Here is a 25,269-nt window from a genome sequence, read left to right as displayed (position 1 = left end):
TCTAAAACACAGCCTAGTCCAGGTACCAACATTTATACTTCCCGAAAGCATAGTTTGGTCGAAAAGGCAAAAGATAAGCAATCCAGGAGCGCAGCGGAGTTGAGAAACCCTCCCTGACCTTTTCAAATTGCGCAGCGTCGAGCAGATCTCCTTTTAGAATATGGTTAGGTGACCAGGTTTTATTTTCTTATGGTCCTCATTTGGAATGAATTGGAAGCCTGAGGAGCCCTGACATCCTTCTGCCATGAAAGATAAAAAAGTATAGCCAAAAGAAAACCCTGGCCATATCGGTTAAAACATGCTTGCCCCCGAATCTCTGTCAGCACCCTAAACAACCGGCATAAGTCAACCCCTGAAAATAAAACGCCCATCGGGCTTTTGATAGCGATAACCCAGCCGGCCTGCCAGGGATAAGCTTACTTGCTCAGAAGATGTGATCCAGGTGGGCAAAAGCAGACCGAAGCCAAATTCCAGGTGATTGTTGCCGAAAGAAAACAGTTGATTGACCAAAATGGGAATGCCCAAATAACCAATGCCAAACTGGGCTGAGGTTTTAGATTTTTGTTTATTGATAAAGAAGCGTTCTAAATTGACAGAGCCAATAAAGGCATGCCCCAGTAATTCAGCTTGAATACTTGTCTCTTACTGAAATATTGAACTTTGGGAATCGGTACTTTGCGAAAACACCTGAATAGTCATCATTGCAAAAAGCCCTAATGCTATGAAGTTTTTCATCTTTCAGGGTTTTGGTTACTTTATTTTTTTTAGTGGAATTGGAATTTTGAAAACAAGGGCATGCCTTGAGATATGCAAGGCTTCATTTTCTTTGCTCAAGGGATATTGGTACCTGTAACCCAAAAACCCAAAGAGAGCCAAAATGATTTCACCACTCAGCCGAATATCATTTTCCAGGGTCCCGGGTTCTGTCATCATGTTGTAATATTGCTGCGAAGAAATTCCAAACATGATGCCCGGGACCTTACCCGCATAAAACCCCAGTCCTGTGGAAGCTCTTAATTTGTCATTGGGGTTCTTGAGAATTCCTGCGTAAGGGTAAAGAAGCCATGAAAATCCTCCGTCCTCGTAAGGCTCCATGATTAAGGTTGGTCCTATGTTAAATGCGTGGGATATTCCGCTGAAACTATAGTCAGTCCCAACGCCTATTTTAATATTCTGGTCCAATTTTGCCTGACCAAACGCGGGAACAACATGAAAAAGAAGGAAAAGAACAAGACACCACGGCTCTTTTTTCATGCGCTTCACATCAGTTCGTTAAAATCCAAATATAAAATAAAAATCAATAGGTTTGAACTGACGTTTAAATTTTGCTGTTTGGAGCAGAAATGAAAATCGTCTGGATGAAAATTTCTTTTTAAAGAAAAGAGAGAGGTGTTGGATTCTCTGGTCTCATTTAATTAAGTTTTGCTAAATTCCGCACAAGCTTACTGTCATGGTCCCCTTTCCCTGCTGGTCTTGTTTTTCAACCCGGAGGCCAGCCTTATGGAGCAGGGGCTCCATTCCACCATTTTTCATATATTGAAGGAAGTTGCGATGGTGTTCGCCCCCGGCAATCCATTCAATGGCGCGCGCCAGCCTGCCATATAAACTGCCAGGCATTGGCCAGGCGTAATCGGCAATGATGATGGTGGCGGCCACCCGCTTCATCTCCATCAGGACCTTCAGACCTGCTTCCGGGCTGAATTGATGAATGGCCATTGAGGTCACGGCCACATCAAAGGTCTTATCCCCAAGAGGGGAGAGGTCGATGGCATCCATTAAGCTGAAGTCTAGGCCTTTTAAATTGCCCTTCTGAGCCATTCGATTGGCTTCGGCAATTTTCGCTGCATCCAGGTCTATGCCGGTCACCTTGCAGTCCTTCTGGCTGGCGATCATCCGGGCAAGGGTGCCGTGGCCGCAGGCCACATCCAATACTAGCTGCCCTGGAGATATCTGCGAAACCACCCTTCGATGCAGCCCCTTTAGCATAGGGTCGATCAGTATCCTGTATACCATAGTTTTACTGGTTTTTTCACAATGTCATTTCCCAGGTAAAAATAAACTAAAAAACAAGGTTTTGCTCATTGGATTTATTATTGTCGTAACTTTCTAGAAACCAAAAAACAGGATATCATGAAAAAAACCTTAGTTGTCCTGATTTGCCTGCTGGCTGCAGTCGCCCTGGAGGCACAAACCATTGAACCCGCCACCTGGAGCATGTTTGAAATGACATACGTGATGGGAGAGGAGACGCAAACCTTCTCTGAGGAGATGATGAAAACCGAGGGGGCCAGCACCGATTATTTCTTTATGGAGGAAGGGAAGTTCCGCCAAACCAGCAATATGTCTGGCTCCGGAATAATGGAAACCTATGAGGGGACCTGGAAAACCGACGGCAATATGCTAATAATCACCCTGCTGATCGGGGAAAGGCAGATGGATGTGGATTATACCTGGCAGATGAAGGAGAAAGTGTTGATGCTTTCTAGAACTGCTCCTGACGGGTCAATGAAGATCGTGATGTCTTTCAGAAAGACGGCCTGACAGGAATTCCGATAGTGGGCCTTGCTTAGCCAATCCGGTTAGCAAGCCTTTTAATATAAAAGCAAGAAGCTTTGTGGAATTGCTTTGGGTTGAAACCCCTGCCAGAACTCAGCCAATTAGGTTTTTCTCATTCCACCATCTGCGATATCCCCGTATAATACAGGTCGTATCCTCCCTTGCCGCCCGGACGGTTGCTGGAAAAGATCATCAGGTTGTTCTCGAAATCCCAGTAACGCAGGGTGATGGGGCGGAATTCATCGTATTCGGTATTGATGCGATCGCCAAAGTTTTTGGCTTCCGTCCATTGTCCGTTTTTGTATTGTGAATAATACAGGTCATAACCCCCGTAGCCGCCCGGACGGTTGGATGCAAACACCAATAACTTGCCATTCACATTGGGACAGACATCATCATAATCTGTGCTGAGTGACATTTTGGTGGGGGTGGGCGAGGTTTCCGCTTCAAGGGCTGCCACCAGTCCTGAACCGGTTAGCAGCGGAACTTCAAACAAGTCGAAGGTGCCTTCCCTGTCTGAGCAGAAAATGATCTTTTCGATCTTTTCCTGGCTTTGGCTGTATTCATCGAAGTAGTAAAAATCTTCCCCGAAAAAAGAGGGATACATATCATTGGCGGATGAGTTCAGAAAGGAAATGTTCTGTGTACCCGCAATCTCCCCGCTTCCCTGGCTTTCATTGATATCACTCTCGGTCCAGACAAATTGGATGTCGTAATCTCCCTGGCAGTCGTTGGCAAACAACACCACATCAGTCCAGAACACCTTGGTATAGCTAACTTCATTTCTGAACCTCATCCAGTAGGGGCCCAGTTCATTGCAGTTGGTGTTGATGGAATCGAGCATGGGAACCAGGTAGTTGAAGACGTCCTCGCTGCCATCCGTTCCAATGGCCAGGGTACCCTTATCCTTATTCCAGTCAATGTACATATTGTCTCCAACCACATCGAATTCACCGCCCCCGCTGTTCCGGTTCGAGGAAAAATGCAGGCGGTAGCGATAATAAATAAATGGCGCGGTGGAGTTATAATCGTCGTAGGGCGAATTGACGGCCTCGAAATTGATCACTGCTTTGGGAAAACGCCCGGTGTCATATTTATGTCCAAAACAGCCTGAAAGGATGATGAACACTGCGGGGATCAGAATTTTCTTCATGGGAAAAAATTTTTGGTTTAATGAAGGAGTAAGCCCGGAGAAAATCACCTTAGCGGGGGCATTCCATTTTCCATCCAAATTTATGCCAAAGTTGGCTGGAAAATGAAGTTTTTTTTGTAATTTAATTAAATAAACAGGCAGGGGGTTCACCACCCCTGGCCTGCAAAACGAGATGTCTCATTTAACGAAATTATGATGGACCAGGCAACCCAGACCATGATCGAAAACCTGCGCAAGAATACCGGCCAAACCCTGGAAGAGTGGATCGCCCTTGTCGGGAAGGAAAACCTTGAGAAGCACGGCCAGATCATAAAGTTTCTAAAGGAAATCCATGGCTTTACGCACGGCTTCGCCAATCTTGTGGCGCTTAAGGCTAAAGGCAGCGATGCCGCTTCTGCCGGCAGCCCGGACGAGCTGCTGGAACAGCAATACAAAGGCAAGGAGCATTTCAGGCCACTGTATGAAAAATTGATGGCTGAAATAAAAAGCTGGGGCCACGACATTGAGGTGGCGCCCAAAAAAGCCTATGTGAGCCTGAGACGCAGGAAACAGTTTGCGCTTTTACAGCCTGTCACCAAAATGCGCTTTGAGGTGGGCATCATCCTGAAAGGGCAGGAGGCTTCAGGGAAACTGGAAGCCATCACCGGGGCCAATGCCATGTGCACCCATAAGATCAGCCTGGAAGGCCTTGATGAGCTGGACGGGGAAGTCTTTGACTGGCTAAGGAAAGCCTACGACAGGGCAGGATAAGGATTTGATTCTTTTTAGCAGTCCTGATTGCAATCAGGATGCAGGGATTTTTTTTCAATTTGAATGGTGGTATGGCTGATTCCAAAATGCTTTTGGAGTTCCTCCTGGAGATGGGAAAACAAGTTATCATCATATCCTGAGTGCATTACCTGGTGGTCGGTGAGGGCCACATGGGGGTGCTCATGGCCCAGAAGTGAAGGTTGTGGATGTCGCTGACTCAATTGAGTGAGAGCAGGAAATTGCAAACGTCCTTCACCTGAATGTGTTAGGGAATTGCTTCCAGGACGGGTGAAACCGAACCGGCCAATAAACTGCAGGTCACTCAGATAATGACCGCAATAACCACCAGAGCAGATGAGTTGGACCCCAGTCCATAAAAGATCTCCACGGCAATAAAGACCGCATTCAGGCCAATACCCAGGGCAAAGGCCTTGCGGTAATTCCCCCCGGAAAGGTGAAGGTGGCTGGGTGTCTGCTAAGGCTTAACGATTAATTATTTAGCCATTTCTTGAAAGCGGCCGAACGGTCAATGCTCACGATGGTCTCATATTCATCATCAGCCCTGGGCTCGAGTTCCAGCTTGACGCGGCTTCTGGAATAGGCAACCATATTGGCGATGGAAGAAATATTAACCAGGTATTTCCTGTTGATTCTGAAAAAGGAATCGGGATTAAGCATCTCTTCCAGTTTTTCCAGGGTGAAATCCACGTTGAAGGTATTTCCCTTAAAGGTTCGCAAGTAAACCCCTTTATCCAAAACAAAAAAATAGGCAACTTCGCTGACCTCAATCATTTTGATCTTTGACCCTATGGAAATGGAGAACCGCTCCCGGTACTTTTTTTCACTGTTCGTCAACAGGTTGAAAAGGGATTGCAAATCGACCTGGTTCTTGTGTAAACCGCTGAATTGCTCATATTTCTTCAAGGCTGCAGCAAGCTCTTCATGTATGATAGGCTTAAGCAGATAATCAATGCTCTTTAGCTTAAAAGCTTTTATGGCATATTCATCGAATGCGGTGGTGAAGATCACCGGACTGGAGATATTCACCTGGTCGAAAATGGCAAAACTCAGGTCGTCTTCCAGGTGGATATCCAGGAATATCAAATCTGGTTCAGGGTTTGATTTGAACCACTTTACAGACTCGGCCACCGATTCGAGTTCAGCCAATATTTCTATTCCTGGATTATAATCCAGGATCATCTTTTTTAATCGCAAAGCCGCAAAGGCTTCATCTTCTATGATTACAACTTTCATTTTTAATACGTTAGGCAATTTCGGATTCTTCAAAATTCAGCAAGGGCAGTTTGGCAATGAATTGACCATTGATTTTAATAAATTCAGGCTTTTGTTCACTCACCAGGGCATACCTCCGTTTAATGTTTTCAAGGCCAACGCCCGTTGAAACCAGCTTTGTTTCCCGCTCATTTAGGTTGTTGATGATGCTCAGGTGAAGGTTTTCGTCCACAAATATTCTAATTTTAAGGGGTTGTGCCTTTGAAAAGGTGTTGTGTTTGATGGCATTTTCAATCAACAATTGGATTGCAATGGGCAGGATCTGGTATTCAAGGAATTTCTTGTCAATATTAATCTCAACAAATAATTTCTTCATGAACCTGATTTCCAGGAGGAACAGGTATGCGTTCAGAAACTCCAGTTCTGTTTTGAGCGTAACCAAGTCCTTTTCCTTATTTTCAAGCACATAGCGGTAAACTTTTGAGAGCCGTTCGGTGAAGGATTCCGCCAGGTCGGGATCATGCTTGATGAGAGATGTCAGGACATTCAAACTATTAAAAAGGAAGTGGGGATTGACTTGTTGTTTGAGCACTTCAAACTGCGACTGGAGGTTTTCCTTTTGGACCTTTAAAAGCTGGGTGTTTGCTTCCGTAAGTTCTTTTGTGCGTTCTGCAACTCTTTGTTCAAGGGTGTTGTTAATACTTTCCAATTCTTCCTTTGCCTTTATTAATTTTAGTTCCTGCTTTTTTCGCTCAGAGATATCCACAATGATACCTCTGCGCCCCACAATTTTCTCATTTCGAATGATAGGGCTTCCGAAAACTATGACCGGACAAAGGGTCCCATCCCTTTTGATGGCCGTAAATTCACCAGGATCGGTTAAAACCCCCTGGGCGGATTTATTGAAATTCTCGATGATCCTGGGAACATCTTCTTTAATAAAACAATCCAGCGCCGAAATCCTTTGATCAGGATCATCGGGTTGGGGGCCAAAGAACTCATAGCCTGCCTTGTTTCCGTAAACCACATCTCCCTTAAGGTTCAACTCGAAAACCGGCTGGGGTAAAAAGTCCATCAGTTCCTTATATTTCAGGTCACTTTCTTTGGCAGCCAGCTCTGCTTCCTTCCTGGGGGTAATGTCAGTAATGATCCCATCCAAATACTCTAAATGCCCCTCAGGATTGTAAATGCCTTTCCCGTTTTCATTCACCCAGACCGTCTCTCCCTCGTGGTTAACAATTCTGTATTCAAATTCGTAATGCCGTTTTCCAAGAATGGCATCCTCGATTTTTTTTCTGCAATCAGCCTGATCTTCAGGGTGGATGATGGAAGCATAGGTCAGGGACTTATTCCCGATGAATTCAGAGGCATGATACCCGGAAATCTCGAAGATCTTTTCGCTGATATATTTCATGGTATAGTGGTCGTCGAGAAAGCAACGAAAGGCTGCACCAGCCAGGTTTGCAAGGATGCTGTTGAGTTGTTCACGGCTCTCCTGAAGCTCAAGGGTGACCAATTCCCGTTTTCTGATCTCCTCTGACAAGGTTTCGTTCAGCCGTTTTTCCTGGCTAATCAGTTTCTGGGCAGCCCGGTTCTTCTCTTCCTCAACCATGACCTGGGCCTCAATCATCGCTTTACCGGCAGCTTCCTTCAGCAGATCCTGCTGCAGTTTTTCCGATTCTTCTTTGGACAGGGCGCTTTCTTCGAAATATATTCTTGCCTCAAGGATTACCATGAGAAACAGGGTTAGCATGACCAGGTAATAGGCATTGTTAACAATTGTATGCGCATCGGATTCCAGCCCAAATATCACGCCCGCAGGGACGATAATTAACGGGGTAACCAGAAGGCCTGCAAGGACTGCAAAGGGAAACTGGACCATTAATCTTTTCCAGGGTCTTGCTTTCCAAGGGGCTTTTCTGTTCAGATAAAGGATAAAATAAGCAATCGGATACACAAGAATGGCTCCTGCAAGAAAAGTCAGAAGGACGCCCCTGAGAAGCCTGAATAACAGCATGACTGGTTCATTAAAGATATCCATTCGGAAAAAATACATTTGCGAAAGGACAATAAACTGGAAACTAATCGATAACAGGATCAGTAAACGGATTGCCCTCTTCAGGGGGATGTATTTGCCAATTTCCTTTGCGTTCATGTGGTTGTTATTTCCTGGTTGTGTGCTCAAAGATAATTTCAAAAGTTCATTTTATGCACTTTTCACCCGAAACATCAACGGATTAGCACGCCTTAATCCTTTCGGCTAAAGAACATTTCCTTCTTCCAGATGACGATTGCCGCGGCTACCAAAATCAGGACAAAGGTTTCAATGCATTTGGTAATTTGAGTCATCTGCAAGGCTTCCTGAGAGATGTTGATCAGGAAGTGAAACAGGATGGCGGCCGTAATGCTGCCGGAATTGGTCCTGCAAACCCAGCTGATGATAAAAGCCAGCGGTAAAATGCTGACCATAAAGTTGATGGCAAACAGCACGTTTGTTTGCAAGAGCTGGTATTGGTAATAGTCCTTGATGAAAAATAGCGGTAAGTGCCAAAAGGCCCAGAGAATGCCAAAAATGATGGTAGACTTGAAATAGTTAAGCCTTTCGTTGATGCTGTCCATGGCATAGCTTCGCCAGCCCAACTCCTCAAAACTCGCGGCAAGGAAAAGAATCAGCAGGACAGGGATTGAGCCGGCTGAAAAGGAGAAACCCTCCGAAAACCTAAGCTGATTCCACGATTGTCCAAAAAGGGTTGAGATGGCAATTGAAATGACAACCAACGCTGGCATTAACAGAAAAATGGCCGGCAGCATTGAGGGCTTTATCAGTCGCAGGTTAAAAAGTTTTTCCTTAAAGCCTTTCCTTAAGAATCTGTGTTTTGATGAATAAATCAGCCAAAGGGCAATGGCAAAAGGAGCTACTAATCCCGGGAGCATTGCCAGGATATAAAATACCTGGTTCTCTGCATTAAAACTCAGAAAGGCCGAGGTAAACCAGGATACCCAGGTGATCAGGAAGGTTAACAGGAAAAAGGTAAAGGGTTTGTAAACCCGGGTTGGGGTTAATGGATCGGTTGCCATTTTCGTTGAATGTTGGTTATCATGGAACCAAAATTATTTTATCAAAAAGGGATGTAAAAATCTAACCTTCTGAAGGTGCTTTTTTAAAGGCTGAAGGTGCCAGCAGGGGTGGTAAATGAGAAGGCCAAACGGGCATTGAGGCCTATGGCTGGGATCAAATGAACGGCTATTCCTGCCTGTGGCTGGCAGTCTTTTCAATGGCTGGCAGGATTTCATGGTCCAGAATTTCCCTGAAACGCCCGGATTCCTCAAAAAGAGGGCTGTGAGCTGAATGCTCAAACACAAAAAACCGTTTGTATGGAGCCTCCAGTCGCTCAAAATAATCGAATGACAAATCAAAATTTACAGTCAGGTCATATTTGCCGCTTATGAAAAATACCGGGACCTCTATTCCTGGAATGGATTCCGGATAATTGGCGGCCATTATCTCAGTTTGTAAATTGGTCTTATGGAGAAATGAGAATTTTGATCGCCAGATATTTATCTTTTCCTCCAGGGTATATGCCCTGCATTCCCAGGAAGGAATGAAAATGTCCCATACAATGGATTTCATGTTTCGCATGGTTCCAATTCCCAGGGCGTGCATATATTTATCACGTATCATGGACTGATGAAAAGCCAGGGCATCAGAAGGATCCTGAAGGCCGTTGAATTCTGCCAGGGCTTCCAGTGCGCGATGGTCTTTCCTTGCCGTAAATTCTTTTTGCATAAATTCAAGGGCCCTCTTCTCTGACTCTGACTGATTGGAGATCTGGGCCATTGCTATGTATGCACAGAAATGTTCAGGAGCTCTTTTCACGGCTGATAGTGCGATCGGCGTTCCTCCGGAATGTGCCAGGATAAAGATCTTTTCCTTTCCAAACCTTTTACACAGATAACGGCTGACTTCAATGGCATCGGACGTAAGCTGCTCAAGGGTCATGCTTTTTATGTCCATGCCCGGCGAATAAGAAAGGCCTCCGCCCCGTTGCTCCCAATAGCAAACCGTGAAATAATCCTCCAGGCCAGGCTTGAATTTTTCAATCAGGAAATAATTGGGGAAAGCAGGTCCTCCATGGACATATAGCAGGACCGGATTGCCCAGGTTCCTGCTTTTAATAAACATTCCCTGCTGAACGCCCCCGATGGAAACAAAAACCTTTTCCGAAAGACTTCCTCCCTTCAGGATATTGCCCTGATCATCCCTGAAAGCTTCGGGGTGCCCCGGGCTGATCAACCAGAGCATCACCACCAGGACAAAAATGAATCCCAAGAAAAGTATTAATACAGTTGCCATTGCGCTTTTTCTTTTTCTAAGGGGCCGTTTCCTTTCTTTTTTCCCTGTAGGAAGTAGACTTATCATGCTTTCAACATTGACGGGGTTTTTCTTTTTTATCCGTTTTCATCCCTGAGTTTTTTTTAATTCTTTGTTTCATAATTTTCATATGGCTTTAAGGTCCCTCCAGTTGAATGAAGCCATCCTAAGGTTCTCCCACCTTCGGCAGGAATAAGTCGGTGAGTTTTAACCCTCCCCTGTAAGAAAATACCAGGGTGATTAAAAAAAGTATTCCGTCAATACAACCCGTAAACCAGAAATCTGAAGGGAAACCCTTTTCAAAGTTCATGAAAAAAAACAGGATGACAATATAAAACAGCCTTCCAAATAAAAGGCACCCGATATTGAACGCGTATCGCCGGATATTAAAAGATGACAGGATCTGCAGGTAAGAAAAACACAAAAAGAAAGACCCCAGGAAAATGGCATAATAAGGATGTATGGCCGGGTTATCAATGGCCCGCCCGGTTCCAATGACGAAGATGTAAAGAAATCCGGCGATACCGTCCCACAATCCACCTAGGGCAAAGGCAATGGATAAAGGTTTAAGGCTGGCCTTGTTCATTTCAGAAAGTTACTTAATGGATTCCTGTGGCTGGGCGCTTAGTTTTAATGCGAGGATGAACTCTTGCAGGGATATGCCCTGATCTTCAATAAGTTCGATCAGCTTGTCCTGGGCATAGGCTGTTTTGAACGCTTCAAGGCCTGTTCTCTCGATCAGGTATTTTACAAAAACCCCGCTTATGCTGTAATTATCCATGGTGTTGAAAAAGGTGTGACCACCGGATGCCACCAGGTCGGCGGTGAGGGTTTCCATATGCCTCCTGAAGGTTTCAAGGTCCTTTGCATAAGATTCCGGGCTGAAGAAATAATCGGTGTATTGCCTGAAGCCTTCCGAGAAAAAAGGATTCGGATTCAGTCCAATGGTATTCTCAATGATGCTGTGACCTGTTTCGTGTTTAAGGATATCCTCATTGAAACCCGAGATGTGGTTAATGTTCCCGTAAGACCGGCCATAAACCGTTTGCCAGGAAGAAGCGGCGATAAACTTTTGAAGATCGGTCCGGTTTGCGTAAAAACAGGTGGTGATCCTTGGGAGATTGTCAGGAGTCACCCCAAGACTGTCACATAAATCTTCCACAAAGCGATCGAAGCGATTGGCAATCGATTCAGGGATGGAATCTGGTGGAATTTCACATGCAATTTTAACTTGAAAGAACCTTGTTTCCAGGTCCTGGCAGAAATAGGAATCCTGGAGTTCTTCCATGTTGTTTATCCTAGGAGTCGATCCGTCGTTTTTGTCATATCCGCAGAAAATTAAGTTGTTCCCCGAGAAAACATACAGTGGGTAAGCGCCCCCGGCAAGAAACCCCACGTAGATCAAAGGTTGTTCTTCACCGTTACGGCAAGTAAAAACCTTGTTGCCTGCAGGATGCATATAGTAGAAAGAATCTTCCGCTTTCTCAAAGGCTATTCCCCGGTATGAAAATCCGTGCTTTTCTATTCCGAATGGGATCTCATCCTCAAGGAGCGTTTCAAAAAGAAATACGGGACCGAAAAATTGAATGTGCCGGGCAGGGTCCATATCCTGAATTTCCTCTTCTTCAGCATACACGTATATGGGACCTTCCTGCCAGAATGAAAAGCTTTCAATCGATTTCCGGTCTGACTCCTTAACCTGATAATTCCCTGGAGTAACCACCCAAATGGTGTCGGTATTGTAAAAGTCAATCATCTGCTGCATGGTCTCATCCATTGGTTCAAAGTCAGTAGCTTGGGCCTGGACAATTATTACCGGAAATATTCCCAGAAGAAAAACTGCAGGCATAAAAAAACGCTTCATGACTGGCGGTTTATTGGGTGTCAGTGATCATATGAATGTCAATGACCCCCATCCCTTCAATGCTTTCGTATGTCAAGCGCCAGTAACCGTGGGTGGCCATGAATGTTTCGTTAACAACAAACCTGTTGGGAGAAGAAAAAACATTTGAATAAACCTCAGTTCCGTCGGGAGAAATTAGGCTGATTGCAATCTCTCCCTCTGAAATGAAAAGGTTACCCGAAAGATGTATGGTATTTGCATTTCGGCCAACATCCATGATCACCAAGCCATCAGATGACCCTGAAAAGGAAGCATCGAAGCCAAATCGTATATAAGGCTCTTTTATGCACCCTGTGAACAAGAAGGAGAGAGCCAGGAGAAATATTATTCCGCCAGTTTTAAATTTTTTCATGGTTGCAAATTTTTTTTAAGGGTGATTGGAACGTGCCGGCGAAACGCTCACCTTTCCAACGGCACTGTTGGAGATTTAAAACCTTTTTAATAAGCCTACCCGGAGTGAAAGATAGTTTTGATTGATGGTGGTAATTTCATTGTCCAGCTCAACATCTCCCGACAAATGGTTGAATTTCAGCCCGGGTGTGAGGCTCCAGTTTTTTCCCAGCTTCAAATCAACGCCTGCTGCCAGTTGCCATCCAAATCCATGGCCTGTGTCAGCGATAATGTCACCAGCGGCATTCTCGACTTCAATGTGGTTGTAAAGAGCCCCTGCCCTGAAAAAGACTGAAACTGGAATATTTTCAAGGGGATGCTTGAACTGAAGACCCATGACATAACCAGTTTCTTCAAAGCAAACATCATTTCCTGCAAAAGATTCTTCAGAGCCGAAACGGTTCCATCCCCAGCCTCCATAGATTCCCGCATGAGGCAGGAAGCGGTAATGAAAAATGCCTTCAAATCCAAATCCCGTTTGAAGGTTTAGTTCATCCGGATTGCTTGTAGCCTGGGAAATGCCCGTGCTGAATTCAAATCCGAAGTTTTTTTCTTTTTCCTGTGCAACTGTGCTCAGCGCTAGGCTTGTAAGCAACAGAATGGTAATGATTCCTTTTGTTTTCATGATTTTGAATAAAGTTTTAGATTCACGAAACAAAAGTAAAGGCAGGGGAGGAGGCTTAGAAACCGATGTCGCTGAAAGCGTGGAAATCCAGGATGAAGGTGTCCTATTAATTCCTGTTCCTGATTGAACTGGGATACCGAGTGCGACTTTCAGTTATTCGATAGGTAAATAATTATCCAAAAAAAGGGGGATCTGCTGCGCACACATCCCCCTTTTGTACTCTTAATAGCTTAAAGAGGCTTTACAGGAACACAGATGTCCACAACAAATTTTCCATCTTTGGGCTCCTCAGGGTACATCTCAAAACATGGTTTGTCATCCGGCTGGTAACCACTCGTCGGAAACCACTGCCCGAAAACCCAATCCCATGCTTGCTGAAAGTCCTGGGCTGTCAGCTCAAAGCGGGCAATAACATATTTGGCCGCTTCGATTTCCATTTTCCCGATTTCTCCCTCTACCCTTGTTTCGGGAGGAACGGTGATGCACACACTCATCCTGAGCTTGTCTCCCAGGGTCACATTGGGATCATCATGGTAAATCACCAGGGATTTGAAATCTTCGCCCCCAATGAGTCCACGGGGCCCTGCCCATGAAAACAACTTGTTCCAGATCCGCTCAAATAGCTGATCATCACCTTGATAAGGGCCAATGTGCCTAATATAGGCAAGGGTCATCTTTGGAAGGTCTTTAACCTCCACACTTTTGTTTAATTTCATTTTTGTCCTCCATTTAATTGTTCTTAATTCGGGACAAAAGTATTGGGTTGGCCGCTCTTCGTCTTGATGCGTATTGCTATCCGCTTGACTTAAATTGCTATTCTTTCCTTTTTTTATCCTGTATTGCGAAGCCGACATGTGAAAATAATTCCTGAAATTCCTGGAGAAAATGGAAATATCCGAAAATCCGCATTTGTAGGCTATTTCGGAAATACTTTCATACTTATTCGTCAGCATCAGCATGGCAGCCTTTTCAATCCTAATCCTTAAAATAAATTGAAAAGGTGTTTCTCCAACGATGGAATGAAAGATCCTGTTGAAATGAAACTTGGAAAAATTGGCTACCCCTGCCAATTCTTCAAGGGTCATTGGTTTCTCAAGATTTGTTTCAATATAATCAAAGGTTCTGTTTATTCGCGAGACGTACTCTTTATTCAATGCTTTGATTTCATCCATTTTTTGCAATATGAGCAAGTTTGGTCCTTTTTTCTTTCCTGATATTTTCAGGGGTTAAACAGGAGGCAAAATAAACCTATTTCCCTGAACGGGACTACAATTCAATATTACAAAAAACAATTAAATAAGCGATATTTTCCCGGGAATATGCTTGCCAGCCGTGGAAAGGCGATCCCTGCTTAAAAAAAAGTTTTTTCTGATGTTGGGAATGGCGATTTTCTTTTCTTGGGGAGGTGGCTGTAATGATCCATACTGCTTTTTCGGGGAAGCATTAAACCTTCAGCATCCCCCTGAAACCCCTTGCCCCATAATAGGATTCAGCGCCATTGTGGTAAATGAACACCTGGCCATAGCGGTAATCGCCAAACAAAGCCCCGCCCAGTTGCCTGATCCCATCAGGGGTCAGCAGCCAGCTTGAGGTCTTGGTGTCGAAAGGCCCAAATAGTTGAAGATGTCGGTATTGCTCCCCGTTCAACAATTCTATGTCCATTTCGTTTGCGGCATCCACAGCACTTCCGGCAGGTTTATGCTCTTTCCTGGCTTCAAGGGCTTCCCGGTCGTAGCACAGGCTCCTGCGGCCCTTTGGACTTTGGAGGGAACAATCAATAAAAATGATGGCCTTGGTCTTTTCATCAACCCCTACTACATCTGGCTCACCGCCCGTGCTTTCCATCTCATTCAGCGACCACAACTTTTCAGGATGAGCCAATAACCTATCTTGCACCTCTGCCCAGCTGATTCCCTTATGACGGTTCATGTTCTTCTCAAAGCGGGCTTTCAATAGCTCTAATAGTTTTTCCCCTTGCTTTGGGGGTAATTTTTTTTCTTTGCTTTCCATAGGATCTATGCTTTATTTTTTCCATGAGAGAATGCAGGGAATTCCTTACAGCAATTTAATCAAATTCAGGGAAAAAGAAAAAAGGAACTGACAAAACATTGGTTTACAGATCATTGTAATTATTAAATAAGAACAAAAAAATTATTTAATTTCTTTTGTCACCTCTCCGCATGTCAGCATAGAGCTCCCGAAGTAAGGGTTTCTGATTTCTTTTTCCAAGCTCAGCCAGTCAGCGCCTTTGTTGCTATCGGCCATGGGACAGTGTTGCACGTAAATGGATTCTTTGAGCGGACTAAATGCATTGGTCATTTCAATCATGGTGACAGAAGCGGTTTGGAAGGCTTCTCGCAACTGTTCAATTTCCGAGAGATGCTGAACATGTTCCAAGCTGTTGTCCAGTGTCCCGTGGTAATCCATCCAGGCATTATGGGCCTCGTCCTTAAAGAGGTTCATATCGATTTTATCCAATGCAGCCTTCATGCTGGATGCCATTTCTTGAGCTTCTTTAAAATGATCGTTGGTTAAGGCATCTTTCCACTGCAGGTATGCATCATATAAAGGCTGTAAAGCATCCCGGGCTTTTTCGTCAACAGAGAAGTTGTTTGATCCTCCTGCATCAGTTATCCCTTCATGATTTTCGGGTGATGCACTTCCTCCTGTGTCCCTGCCCCCGTGGTCGTGACCGGTCATTGCCTGTCCTCCTTCGGGGCTCATCATGCTGGGTTTCCCGGCCAGCTGTGCGGCAGCATCTATGCTGAATGTGCCGTTCACAGCAATTTCTTCCCCTTCCTGAAGCCCGCTTTCCACAATATAACTATTACCCAAGGCAGGGCCCAAAGTAATTTCACGCATGGAAAAATGAACGCCTTGTTCTGAGCCAGACTTGATGTAAACCACGGAGCGTTTACCTGTCCACATCACGGCTGTTTTTGGCACAACAAGTGAATTTTGTTTGCCGGTCAGTTCGGCTTTAAACACGCCTGAAGCAAACATTTCAGGTTTTAGTCTCCCATTGGCATTGTTATACTCTACCCTTGCTTTTGCCACCCTGGTTCTTGGATCAATCATCGGGTCGAGGTAGGAAATTGTGCCCTCAAATTTTTCTCCCGGCAGGGAAGCTATGGAGAATTCTACATGATCGCCTTTTTTTACCCATACCATGTCCGATTCATACACATCAAACAATACCCAAACTTTAGAAAGGTCGGCTATTTCATAAATGGTTTCTCCTCCACGAACATAATCGCCAAGGTTTATCATTTTTTTCGTTACATAACCTGAAACATCGGCTTGCACTGGGAATTCTTCCTGAATCCTTCCTGAATTCAGTATCCCTTCAATCTGATTATCCGAAATTTTCCAGTTTTTCAATTTTTCTTTGGCAGCAGCAAATAATTGTGGTTGTGTTTCTGCTATTTTCTGAGCTTCAAACAATTCTTCCTGGGCTGTTGCCAGATCGGGTGAATAAACATAGGCAATAGTTTGTCCCCTACTCACAAATTCACCCGTAAAATTCACCAGTAATTTCTCTATCCTCCCCGGGATATGCGATGATTGCGAATATACCAAACGTTCATCGGCTTGTATCTTCCCATTCAGACGTACCTGCTTTACCGGATTCATTTTTCCGACAAGGGCAGTACTTACACTGGCTAATTGCATGGCTGTCGGCGACATTGAAACCGCCATCGGATCTACTTCACTATCTGGCTCACCTTCCAGGGGAATCAAATCCATTCCGCAAATGGGGCAGTCGCCCGGTTCATCCTGGCGGATCTGCGGATGCATGGAGCAAGTCCAGACAGTCTCACCGGCTATTTCAGTTTCAAGGTGTTGATGGTCGTCATGCGAATTGCTATTATTGCCGCCAAAAATCAACCATCCCGCCAACAAACCAATTACCAAAGTGGCTGCGACTATAATTATTGTTTTTTTATCCGGGGTTTTCATATTTATATGCTTTTGATGTTAAGTAATTGATTTTTGCTACAGCAACCTGATATTGCGTTAAAGCCGCAGATCTCAATTTCCGGAATTTCAACAATTGTTGTTGCATCCTTAATACTTCTTCAAACTCCTTTCCTGAATTTCCATAGGAAGTAAAGAGCAAATTCAGCGATTGTTGCGATGTTTGTATTTGCTGTTCGTATAGCTTCATTAGCTGCTCCTGCTGCTGAACTTCAAACCAGGCCATCTCGTAATCTGAGGTGAGTATGTTGGCTAATTCTTCTTTCTGATAAGTATAGCTTTCCTGCATGAATTGAGCTTCTTTAACGGAAGCCTTAAACTTGTTTCTGAAAATGGGGATACTAACGCTTATCATGGGCATGAGTATATCTTTTCCATTATCGGTCAATGTCATATCGTTGCGTTCGCCCACCATGACATAATCCAGTCCAAGCCCAAATTGGGGAAGGCCCTGTTTTTGTGAAGCAAGCTCTGCGGCCTTGCCTGCCTGAAGTTTTAAATCCAGGGCTTTTAACATTGGATTTGCTGCAATCAATGAATCTTCTCTGAAATGATCTATAAGGATTTCCGGTTCCAAAGCCTCATTGATTTTGACCATTTCGTTTTCAGGCCTGTTTAGCAACATATTGAAAGTGGTCATTAGCGGTTTTTCTTTATTCCTGAGAATTCTCAGGTCGGTTTGAGCATCTTGCAGCATGATATCCACACGCAATACATCCACCATGGTTCCGGTTCCGTTTTTAAACTTTTGGGTCGCAATGGATTTATAGGATTCAAGAATGCTGATATTTTCCTCCTCAATACGAATCCACTCCTTTAATTCATATAATGGATAATATGCAGCAGCCACACGGAAAAAAAGGTTGTTTCGTGAATCAATAAAGTCTTGAAATTTGGCTTCAGCCAATAAGGCTGCGGCATCTCCCCGAGCTTTAAGGGTCCCAAGCCAGGGGAACATCTGCGTAAGCGAAAATTTTGCCCGCTGAGGGCCTACCCTTGTTTCTGCCGGTGAAAAAAAATAACCGAACGAGAAAACAGGGTCGGGTAGGGCATTCACCTGTGGCACTTTTTGTAAAGCTGCTTCATACTCTTTGAAGACAGCTTGTAAGCCCGGGTTATTGTCGGCGGCAATTTTAAAATAGTCGTCCAGTGTTTGAGCAAAACTCATCGTACTGAATAGCACTGTTATTATTATTGCAAAAGATTGTTTCATGATTTCTGTTTTTCGAGTTTGTACTCTTCACGCATGCAATAAAGCGTGGGAACAACGTAATAGGTAATTGCGGCAATGGTCATTCCTCCAAAAGCTGGAATTGCCATCGGCACCATAATGTCAGCTCCCCGACCGGTTGAAGTCAGTACCGGCAACAATGCAATTATGGTCGTTGTGGTTGTCATTACCGCAGGCCTGATTCTTCGCTCGCCGGCTTCTACGACTGCTGCCCGGATTTCTTTTATTGTTTTTGTCCGGTTTCGTTTAAAGCTTTGATCGAGATAAGTTCCCATCAACACCCCATCATCGGTGGCAAGTCCAAAAAGGGCAATAAAGCCAACCCAAACAGCTACACTCAGGTTGACGGTATGCATCTGAAAAAGGTCACGCATATTCATTCCGAAAACCGAAAAATCGGCAAACCAGCCCTGACCATATAGCCAAAGCATAAAAAACCCGCCACTAAAGGCCATGGCCACACCTGTGAAAATCATAAGTGAAGTAGTAACAGATTTAAACTGGAAGTAGAGAATCAGGAAGATAATCAACAATACAAGCGGGACAATTATTCTCAGCCGTTTTTCGGCACGCACCTGGTTTTCATAACTGCCTGAAAATTTATAATTGACCCCGGCCGGGACAATCAATTCCCCGCCATCAATTTTTTGTTGAATCAAATCCTGCGCATCGTTCACTACATCTACCTCGGCAAAGCCTTCGCGCTTGTCAAAAAGCACATAGCCAACCAAGAAAGTGTTTTCACTTTTAATAGCCTGAGGCCCGCGCACATATTCAATATCTACCAACTGATTAAGCGGGATTTGTGCCCCTGTGGGTGTTGGAATCAGGATACTGCCTAAGGTCTCGGGGTGGTCACGTAATTCCCTGGGGTAGCGCACCCTGATGGGGAAACGTCCACGCCCCTCTACAGTTGAGGATATTTTCATGCCTCCAACAGCCGTTTCAATGGTTTGTTGAACATCTTCGATGTTTAAGCCATAGCGGGAAATTTCATCGCGGTTTATATTCAGATGAATGTATGGTTTCCCCACGATGCGGTCTGCAAAGGCAGCTTCTGCTTTTACCGATGGTACTTCTTTAAGAATACTTTCCAGCTCTAATCCAAACGCCTCGATGGTTTTTAGGTCTGGTCCGAACACTTTAATCCCCATGGGCGCCCTCATCCCGGTTTGTAACATGACCAGTCGGGTTTCGATGGGTTGAAGCTTTGGCGCCGAAGTAACACCCGGGATCTTTGACACTGAGATTATCTCATTCCATATATCATCGGAGGATTTAATGTGTTCACGCCAGTTTCTGAAGTAGCTTCCCCTATTGTCAGCAATCAGGTCCGCTGACGAAATGCCAAGCGACAGTATTTCCCGGTTGCTTAGGGTGTTGCCATTCTTTAAGATAAAGCTGCCATTTTTATCTGTTTTGAACCTTTTGCGGTGTCCTTTTTCATCCAGAGCATATTCGGGTTTATAATTGATTACATTCTCGTACATGGAAACCGGTGCGGGGTCTAGCGCCGACTCTACCCTGCCTGATTTCCCTACGGCAAGTTCTACTTCGGGAATGTTTGTTAACAGCATGTCAAGCTGCCCTAACACTTTCCTGTTGTATTCAATGCCAGAATGTGGCATGGAGGTGGGCATGAGCAAGAAACTGCCTTCATCCAGGGAGGGCATAAATTCCTTCCCGATTCCGGGGAAGGTATGCACCATTCCTGACCAGACGGATGTTGTACGGATGTTCCATCCAATTTTGTCTGCCCCATTGGCAAAAAATCCGAAAACAGTATTAAAACCCAGCCATATATTTACGGCCATAAGAATAAAAAAGGCAGGGATCAGTAAAAATTTTATCTTGTTATTCAATATCCATGACAAAATCCTTTTATAGGAATATTGCAGGAAAGAAAATGCCCCTAAAATGACACCTACCAAAAGGGCAACAAATATAAAGTTGAGTAGTATGCTTTTTCCCGCGCCAAGGGGTAACCAGTATTTCGCCAATAACCATATAACTCCTGCAACCACTGCAATTAACTCGATGTTTTCCAGCGCTTTGCGGAGAAGGGGTTTTTCAAAGAGTTTTTTGTTAATAAAAAGCGGTTTAATGAATGGAATACTGCCAAAGAATATTAGCAATATGCCGGCCCAGGCAACACCAATGAATAATCCAATAACCCCTGCTACAATGAGCAATATATTCACCACAGCATGGTGACGGGGATTTTTAATTTTTATACCAAAAAACCAATGTGCTAAAGTGGGCAAAATAAAAAGCGAAACAATCAATGCCGCCACCAAAGCAAAGGTTTTGGTAAATGCCAGCGGTCCAAATAGTTTGCCTTCAGCTGCCTGCATGGTGAAAACGGGGATAAAACTCACAATGGTAGTGGAAACGGCCGTAAGAATAGCTGAACTTACTTCCGATGATCCCTTGTAGATCGTTGTTATTAACTTTTGCTCAAGTGGAGCTTCATCAAGATGTTTTACGATATTCTCCGATAAGATAATCCCCAAATCGACCATTGTCCCAATGGCAATGGCAATACCGGAAAGGGCAACTATATTGGCATCTACTCCGAAATACCGCATGGCAATAAAAACCATGAGCACGGCAATGGGTAATAAACTAGAAATGAGTATTGACGCCCTCAGGTTATAAATCATAACAATGATGACCAGAATAGTGATGAGGATCTGGAGTGACAAAGCTTCCTCCAGGGTGCCAAGTGTCTCATAAATCAATTCCGACCGGTCGTAAAAAGGGACTATGGTAAGTTGGCTTTCTACACCATTAGCCAAGGTTTTTTTGGGTAAACCGGGGGAAATTTCTTTTATTTTTTCCTTAACATTATTGATAACCTCCAATGGGTTTGCTCCGTAACGTGCGACCACTACTCCGCCTACCACTTCTGCTCCGTCTTTGTCGAGCACGCCCCTGCGCGAAGCTGGGCCAAGCGTCACTACAGCAATATCTTTTATGCGGACAGGTACATTATCGTAAACAGCCACCACGGCTTTTTCAATATCTTCTGTCTTTTTCACATACCCTAAACCGCGAACAAGATATTCAGCCTGGTTAATCTCGATTGTTTTTGCCCCAACATCACGGTTTGATTTCTGAACTGCCTGCATAACCATATGCAGAGGAATATCGTAGGCTTTTAATGCATCTGGGTTTACATCTATTTGGTATTCCTGAACATACCCCCCAACGGATGCTACTTCAGAAACACCTTCAGTGGCATTGAGTCCGTATTTCACATAGAAATCCTGAACGGTACGTATCTCATGTAAATCCCATCCTCCTGTTGGGTTCCCGTTTTTATCCCTTCCCTCCAGGGTATACCAGTACACCTGTCCCAAAGCGGTTGCGTCGGGCCCTAAGGAAGGCCGAACACCATCGGGTAATAGTCCTGAAGGGAGGGAACTCAGCTTTTCCAGGATTCGGGAACGGGACCAGTAAAACTCTATGTCTTCATCGAAAATGATATAGATACTTGAAAACCCAAAAATAGAAGAGCTCCGGATGGTTTTGACTCCGGGAATTCCTAAAAGATAGGTTGTTAACGGATATGATACCTGATCTTCAATATCTTGTGGTGAGCGTCCTTCCCAGGGGGTAAAGACAATTTGCTGGTTTTCACCAATGTCGGGTATGGCATCAACCGGTACAGGATCAGATGGCAGACCACCTGTTTGCCAGCCAAATGGAGCGGTAACAAAACCCCATGTGATCAGTCCCGCGAGAATAAGTACAGTGACCAGCTTATTCTCTAAAAAATACTTAATTATTTTATTGAGCATAATAAAATGATTTTAAATCGATTAACAACCATTTGTAAAGGTGAAACGCACCAATAACCACACTACAAATTGCAGCATGGAGTCAATAATTCATATTTAAATCAAATCAGGAAAGTTTGAAAAAGAGTTTGAATCTCTTTTTCAATGGGAGGGGAGGAATAGACGGAAAATAATGGATGATTTGTTTTTGGGGATAAGTGAAAGTTCAGGCTGTTGCAGATAAATGCTTCCGCAAAATCAACACTGAGATTAAACGGTACGCCCTCTTTTATATATTCATTGGTCGTTTGAACGGTTTGGAATTCGTTTTCGCAGCATGGAACCTGATCAAGGCGAACTTCATGATCATCACGTTTTGCCGGGATATTGCAGGATTTTTCACTATCGGGCATATTGCAGCCCAAATGGGTCTTCCCAAAAATAATCTTCGTCTCCACTGACTCTCCATGGCAAAAATGCGTCCCAATGGTCAAGGACAAATGACTTGCCAGGAGAATAAGAGACAACAATATGGAAGTAAGTTTTATCACCAATTAATTAAACACCCAATTACTAATAATGTTTTCCTTTGCTTTTACTCGGTCGTTAGACAGGCCTGTGCAGAAACTTGTTCTTCTCTGGAAATTAATCTTTTGCCTGCAACCTTTGAATATATGCTTTCATTTCTGCAATCTCCTTTTCTTGCGCCTTGATAATTTCATCTGCTAATTTTCTTACTTCAGGGTCTTTTATAGTAGCCCTTTTACTCGTAAGAATGGCAATTGAATGATGTGGAATCATTGCCTTCATATAGGTTACATCGCCGATTGGCGTTTGCGTTCTGACCAGCGTTAGAGCACTTACAAAAAGAATCAGGCTGCCTAGAAAAATAGCGATGTTTTTCTTCTTGTTTTTGTACATATTTAGCATAAACAGTAGCATGATCACTGCCATTGCAGAAATGCCCAAACAAGCCATGTAAAAACGGGTAAGACTAAAAAAAAGGTGGCCCGTTTCGTATGTATTAAGGTACATGGTTAAGTACATTGCTGTAAAGGATCCCCCCAGCATCAACAAGAATTTTGTATACTGATTCTTATTTTTGTGGTGATTATTTTCCATTTTCTTTTGTTTTGTGAAGTTACAATTATGGGCATCTCCCCTTGTGCTGGCGAGTTATTCATTAATAACGATGATAATACCAAATTAGTCACCCAAGATTTTAAGATCTGGAATGAAAAGATTGTCCTAATAATTTTTCGAAAATTAAATATAATTAAATTCTTTGAGTTTTCAAGCCTTGAAATACGATTAATTAATTCTTTTTCAGTTAAATGATTGACAAATTATGTGGTTTAAAGCTTTTATAAATGGGAAGCCGGGGGATAACGCAGGTCACCCTTTTTCTTTTTACCATAGATAAAAAACGGTGAAAGGGCCTGTATTTCAACAAACGGGTTTAGATTGGAAGGGCTAACCATTAGCGTTCATCTTTGCTTGAAATTCAGCCTGACAAGAACGCTGGTTTTAATACGCTGAAAAATACCCTGGAACCTGTTAATTGCAAGTTCTTCTCAGCCGCAGACCTAAACCTTTTGGTGTTTGCTTCTTCCCTGGCCTGCACTTATTTTTATTCAATCCCGGTCTGATTCTTGACGTGCTACCATGCAATGGTTTTATTTTTTATGATTTTCGTCAAAGTTTTCTGCAAAGCCTTGAGATTCTGCATCCATCGCTGACTTTGCTTTTTAAACAAACCGGGAAACAAGAATGCCAGGATCTTAGGCATCAGGCCATTGAATTTGCTGTACTCAACTTCAGAAAAATACCTGGTCTTTTGACCTGCAAGGGGTTCAAAACATGTGGTTTGGATATTGGTCATATGTTGATGGTCATACAAGGCCTTCTTCTCCTCCGGGAGCTTATTGGAAAGAATAGTTTCTGTAAGTTCAATAACATTTTTGCCTTGATGAAAAATGATTTTTGATCTGGCACCCGGGGTGTTAGGTGTGCCCTCCAGGTGAACAATGGATTGAAATCCATCCTGCCACTCTGCAAAATGGGCTTCATCATCCCATAACCTGATCACCTGATCAATGGGTAAGTCTAATTCAACGCTGCAATTGTATTTCATATGGATATGAGCCCGGTAATTTTTTTAAATATTTTCCAGCCTGATGTTTGAAACGCCAAAAACCCTCCTTACTGTCCCGTGGATCAGGGCAAATGGGAGAAGGACAAAACCTGCAATATGCATCCCCAGCTCATAGCCCAGGGAACTTTCTTTATAAGGTTTCCCTTTAAGCCTGGAAACCAGTGCGCTGAAGGGAATGCCATAAATATTGCCTGCTTGCATGATCTGTGCAGCTGAATAAATGATTTGGGCTTTTGCTTCCCCGTATTCATCGACCAGGGTATTATAGGCCTCAGCATTGGGTAACCCTTTCGTGTCCGCAAAATGCTGGGCAAAAAGGATGGCCTTGGCCTCCTCTTGTTTAACAAAAGCGTCGTCACCGCTGAGGAAGCTTTTGATCTCCTCCTGCGGGATTCCTTGTTTTAAAGCCATATAGGTATGGGCGTAGGAACAGGCAGCACATCCATTCACCTCCGTTACCGCCAGTTGAACCCGTTCAATCAGGCCCTGGTCTGCAAGCTTTTTTCTTTTGTTTCCTGCCATATTAGTGATGGCCCCGGGAATCTGGACAAACCCCCAATACATCTCTCCCGGGCTAAATTTCCTTTTGTATTCAGCCCTCGAACCAATGGCTTCTGGTATCTGTATTTTACCGATCATCTTGCCCACTTTTGAATATTACGCCCATCCGGAAATTCACATTTGCTCTTCAATGCTCCGGGTAATGTCTGTCTTCACTTCACCTGTATGGGCCGTCGTCTTGTTTTCAATCAGCATGATCCTGCACTCCTCCTTTGAAGAGATCCTGTGTTCCTTCCCCTTTTTTACGACATAAATATCGCCTGCCTTCATCACGAAGCCTGCTTCGCCTTCCACTTCCATGAACAGTTCTCCTTCAAGAACATAGAACAACTCATCCTCTTCCCGGTGCTTATGCAAGGGGATCTTATCCCCCCTGATCCTGGCCAGCTTTACATATACATCATTCACCTCAGCTATGATTTTTGGAGAGAAGTAATCTGTTATCTCCTGGAATTTCTTGTTCACATTCTTCAATTCTTCCAATCTGATTTCTCCTTTCTTCTTTTAATTTGAAACCGCCTTTAACCCCACAATGGATCCTATCAAAGTAGCCAGGAAGAATATCCTCAGAAAGGTAGCC

The 25,269-nt window shown here is 44.0% G+C and carries 23 protein-coding genes; 2 read left to right on the top strand and 21 right to left on the bottom strand.

Annotated features, from left to right (window positions below):
• Positions 1 to 750: 750 nt before the first annotated feature.
• Together V2I46_13550 and V2I46_13545 are read right to left on the bottom strand one after the other, a co-directional pair.
• A complete protein-coding gene (locus V2I46_13550; GenBank protein ID MEE4178525.1) occupies positions 751 to 1,095 on the bottom strand; it encodes a hypothetical protein in 345 nt (114 codons plus the stop codon).
• A gap of 330 nt (positions 1,096 to 1,425) precedes the next feature.
• A complete protein-coding gene (locus V2I46_13545) occupies positions 1,426 to 2,013 on the bottom strand; it encodes a class I SAM-dependent methyltransferase (protein MEE4178524.1) in 588 nt (195 codons plus the stop codon).
• A gap of 117 nt (positions 2,014 to 2,130) precedes the next feature.
• Here V2I46_13545 and V2I46_13540 point away from each other — a divergent pair, with 117 nt between their 5' ends.
• Entirely contained in the window at positions 2,131 to 2,541 is a 411-nt protein-coding gene (locus V2I46_13540) for a hypothetical protein (GenBank protein ID MEE4178523.1), read from the top strand.
• Positions 2,542 to 2,668: 127 nt separating this feature from the next.
• Here V2I46_13540 and V2I46_13535 read toward each other — a convergent pair whose 3' ends face one another.
• Complete coding sequence (locus V2I46_13535) at positions 2,669 to 3,709, bottom strand: hypothetical protein (protein MEE4178522.1); 1,041 nt, start codon at positions 3,707 to 3,709, stop codon at positions 2,669 to 2,671.
• Positions 3,710 to 3,901: 192 nt separating this feature from the next.
• Between V2I46_13535 and V2I46_13530 the strand changes: the two genes are divergently transcribed.
• Positions 3,902 to 4,459: a DUF5655 domain-containing protein gene (locus V2I46_13530; protein ID MEE4178521.1), complete on the top strand. Its 558-nt coding sequence runs from the start codon at positions 3,902 to 3,904 to the stop codon at positions 4,457 to 4,459.
• Positions 4,460 to 4,948: 489 nt separating this feature from the next.
• Here V2I46_13530 and V2I46_13525 read toward each other — a convergent pair whose 3' ends face one another.
• The 18 genes from V2I46_13525 to V2I46_13440 form a co-directional block, all read right to left on the bottom strand.
• Positions 4,949 to 5,713 (bottom strand): LytTR family DNA-binding domain-containing protein, encoded by a 765-nt coding sequence (locus V2I46_13525; protein ID MEE4178520.1) that lies wholly within the window; start codon positions 5,711 to 5,713, stop codon positions 4,949 to 4,951.
• Positions 5,714 to 5,723: 10 nt separating this feature from the next.
• The gene (locus tag V2I46_13520) at positions 5,724 to 7,847 is read right to left on the bottom strand and encodes a PAS domain S-box protein (GenBank protein MEE4178519.1); all 2,124 of its coding nucleotides are present in this window, start codon (positions 7,845 to 7,847) and stop codon (positions 5,724 to 5,726) included.
• 92 nt (positions 7,848 to 7,939) lie between these two features.
• Entirely contained in the window at positions 7,940 to 8,770 is an 831-nt protein-coding gene (locus V2I46_13515; protein MEE4178518.1) for a type II CAAX endopeptidase family protein, read from the bottom strand.
• Between the two features lie 166 nt (positions 8,771 to 8,936).
• Positions 8,937 to 10,046 carry an alpha/beta hydrolase gene (locus V2I46_13510; protein MEE4178517.1) on the bottom strand — a complete coding sequence of 370 codons (1,110 nt, stop codon included), beginning with the start codon at positions 10,044 to 10,046 and terminating at the stop codon, positions 8,937 to 8,939.
• Between the two features lie 184 nt (positions 10,047 to 10,230).
• A complete protein-coding gene (locus tag V2I46_13505; GenBank protein ID MEE4178516.1) occupies positions 10,231 to 10,650 on the bottom strand; it encodes a hypothetical protein in 420 nt (139 codons plus the stop codon).
• Positions 10,651 to 10,659: 9 nt separating this feature from the next.
• Positions 10,660 to 11,928, bottom strand: a complete 1,269-nt coding sequence (locus V2I46_13500; protein MEE4178515.1) for a hypothetical protein — start codon at positions 11,926 to 11,928, stop codon at positions 10,660 to 10,662.
• Positions 11,929 to 11,938: 10 nt separating this feature from the next.
• Entirely contained in the window at positions 11,939 to 12,319 is a 381-nt protein-coding gene (locus V2I46_13495) for a hypothetical protein (protein MEE4178514.1), read from the bottom strand.
• A 75-nt stretch (positions 12,320 to 12,394) separates the two neighbouring features.
• Positions 12,395 to 12,982 (bottom strand): outer membrane beta-barrel protein, encoded by a 588-nt coding sequence (locus tag V2I46_13490; protein MEE4178513.1) that lies wholly within the window; start codon positions 12,980 to 12,982, stop codon positions 12,395 to 12,397.
• 230 nt (positions 12,983 to 13,212) lie between these two features.
• A complete protein-coding gene (locus tag V2I46_13485; protein MEE4178512.1) occupies positions 13,213 to 14,154 on the bottom strand; it encodes a GyrI-like domain-containing protein in 942 nt (313 codons plus the stop codon).
• Between the two features lie 271 nt (positions 14,155 to 14,425).
• Complete coding sequence (locus V2I46_13480) at positions 14,426 to 14,992, bottom strand: DUF4256 domain-containing protein (protein MEE4178511.1); 567 nt, start codon at positions 14,990 to 14,992, stop codon at positions 14,426 to 14,428.
• Between the two features lie 141 nt (positions 14,993 to 15,133).
• Positions 15,134 to 16,942 carry an efflux RND transporter periplasmic adaptor subunit gene (locus V2I46_13475; GenBank protein ID MEE4178510.1) on the bottom strand — a complete coding sequence of 603 codons (1,809 nt, stop codon included), beginning with the start codon at positions 16,940 to 16,942 and terminating at the stop codon, positions 15,134 to 15,136.
• On the bottom strand, positions 16,926 to 18,173 hold the full coding sequence (locus tag V2I46_13470) for a TolC family protein (protein ID MEE4178509.1): 1,248 nt from the start codon (positions 18,171 to 18,173) through the stop codon (positions 16,926 to 16,928). Before V2I46_13470 ends, V2I46_13475 begins: the two co-directional genes overlap by 17 nt.
• A complete protein-coding gene (locus tag V2I46_13465) occupies positions 18,170 to 21,994 on the bottom strand; it encodes an efflux RND transporter permease subunit (GenBank protein ID MEE4178508.1) in 3,825 nt (1,274 codons plus the stop codon). Before V2I46_13465 ends, V2I46_13470 begins: the two co-directional genes overlap by 4 nt.
• Before the next feature lie 101 nt (positions 21,995 to 22,095).
• The gene (locus V2I46_13460; GenBank protein ID MEE4178507.1) at positions 22,096 to 22,386 is read right to left on the bottom strand and encodes a hypothetical protein; all 291 of its coding nucleotides are present in this window, start codon (positions 22,384 to 22,386) and stop codon (positions 22,096 to 22,098) included.
• Positions 22,387 to 22,618: 232 nt separating this feature from the next.
• Positions 22,619 to 23,095, bottom strand: a complete 477-nt coding sequence (locus V2I46_13455) for a DUF305 domain-containing protein (GenBank protein MEE4178506.1) — start codon at positions 23,093 to 23,095, stop codon at positions 22,619 to 22,621.
• A 538-nt stretch (positions 23,096 to 23,633) separates the two neighbouring features.
• Positions 23,634 to 24,107: an SRPBCC family protein gene (locus V2I46_13450; GenBank protein MEE4178505.1), complete on the bottom strand. Its 474-nt coding sequence runs from the start codon at positions 24,105 to 24,107 to the stop codon at positions 23,634 to 23,636.
• Positions 24,108 to 24,131: 24 nt separating this feature from the next.
• Positions 24,132 to 24,767 carry a carboxymuconolactone decarboxylase family protein gene (locus V2I46_13445; GenBank protein MEE4178504.1) on the bottom strand — a complete coding sequence of 212 codons (636 nt, stop codon included), beginning with the start codon at positions 24,765 to 24,767 and terminating at the stop codon, positions 24,132 to 24,134.
• A 36-nt stretch (positions 24,768 to 24,803) separates the two neighbouring features.
• Entirely contained in the window at positions 24,804 to 25,097 is a 294-nt protein-coding gene (locus V2I46_13440) for a cupin domain-containing protein (GenBank protein MEE4178503.1), read from the bottom strand.
• Positions 25,098 to 25,269: the final 172 nt, after the last annotated feature.

Source organism: Bacteroides sp. (genome assembly GCA_036351255.1).
GTDB lineage: Bacteria > Bacteroidota > Bacteroidia > Bacteroidales > UBA7960 > UBA7960.
Note: the sequence above shows the minus strand (reverse complement) of the source record. Positions and strands in the feature narration are given on the sequence as shown.